This is a genomic window from Terrabacter sp. AAH1 (assembly GCF_054456855.1).
The window spans coordinates 1-1,660 of record NZ_JBTJJV010000029.1; the positions used below are offsets into that span (position 1 = coordinate 1).

Sequence of the window (1,660 nt, forward strand, 5' to 3'; positions counted from 1 at the left end):
GGTTGTACTTGCGAGCAGCAGCTCGACCAGGCGCCAAAATCGATGTTCCACCCTTGAGCACCCGCTGCCCCACACTCGGGGACAGACCGGGCTGCCATAAATGACTGCTCCTTAGAAAGGAGGTGATCCAGCCGCACCTTCCGGTACGGCTACCTTGTTACGACTTAGTCCCAATCGCCAGTCCCACCTTCGACGGCTCCCCCCACAAGGGTTGGGCCACCGGCTTCGGGTGTTACCGACTTTCGTGACTTGACGGGCGGTGTGTACAAGGCCCGGGAACGTATTCACCGCAGCGTTGCTGATCTGCGATTACTAGCGACTCCGACTTCATGGGGTCGAGTTGCAGACCCCAATCCGAACTGAGACCGGTTTTTTGGGATTCGCTCCACCTCGCGGTTTCGCAGCCCTTTGTACCGGCCATTGTAGCATGCGTGAAGCCCAAGACATAAGGGGCATGATGATTTGACGTCATCCCCACCTTCCTCCGAGTTGACCCCGGCAGTCTCCTATGAGTCCCCACCATGACGTGCTGGCAACATAGAACGAGGGTTGCGCTCGTTGCGGGACTTAACCCAACATCTCACGACACGAGCTGACGACAACCATGCACCACCTGTACACCAGTCCGAAGACGCACCCATCTCTGAGTGATTCCGGTGTATGTCAAGCCTTGGTAAGGTTCTTCGCGTTGCATCGAATTAATCCGCATGCTCCGCCGCTTGTGCGGGCCCCCGTCAATTCCTTTGAGTTTTAGCCTTGCGGCCGTACTCCCCAGGCGGGGAACTTAATGCGTTAGCTGCGGCACGGATCTCGTGGAATGAGACCCACACCTAGTTCCCAACGTTTACGGCATGGACTACCAGGGTATCTAATCCTGTTCGCTCCCCATGCTTTCGCTTCTCAGTGTCAGTAATGGCCCAGAGACCTGCCTTCGCCATCGGTGTTCCTCCTGATATCTGCGCATTCCACCGCTACACCAGGAATTCCAGTCTCCCCTACCACACTCTAGTCTGCCCGTACCCACTGCAAGTCCGAGGTTGAGCCTCGGATTTTCACAGCAGACGCGACAAACCACCTACAAGCTCTTTACGCCCAATAATTCCGGACAACGCTCGCACCCTACGTATTACCGCGGCTGCTGGCACGTAGTTAGCCGGTGCTTCTTCTGCAGGTACCGTCACTTGCGCTTCTTCCCTGCTGAAAGAGGTTTACAACCCGAAGGCCGTCATCCCTCACGCGGCGTCGCTGCATCAGGCTTTCGCCCATTGTGCAATATTCCCCACTGCTGCCTCCCGTAGGAGTCTGGGCCGTGTCTCAGTCCCAGTGTGGCCGGTCGCCCTCTCAGGCCGGCTACCCGTCGTCGCCTTGGTGAGCCATTACCTCACCAACAAGCTGATAGGCCGCGAGTCCATCCCAGACCGAAAAACTTTCCACACACTCCCCATGCAGGGGCGTGTCATATCCGGTATTAGCTCCGGTTTCCCGGGGTTATCCCAGAGTCTGGGGCAGGTTACTCACGTGTTACTCACCCGTTCGCCACTGATCAGACCAAGCAAGCTTGATCGTCACCGTTCGACTTGCATGTGTTAAGCACGCCGCCAGCGTTCGTCCTGAGCCAGGATCAAACTCTCCGTTGATGTTCAAACACCCACCCCGAAAA

At 57.1% G+C, this 1,660-nt stretch carries 1 rRNA gene; it reads right to left on the bottom strand.

The annotated features are described in order from the left end of the window. Positions 1-115: 115 nt before the first annotated feature. A 16S ribosomal RNA gene (locus tag ACXR8F_RS21485) occupies positions 116-1,637 on the bottom strand. Positions 1,638-1,660: the final 23 nt, after the last annotated feature.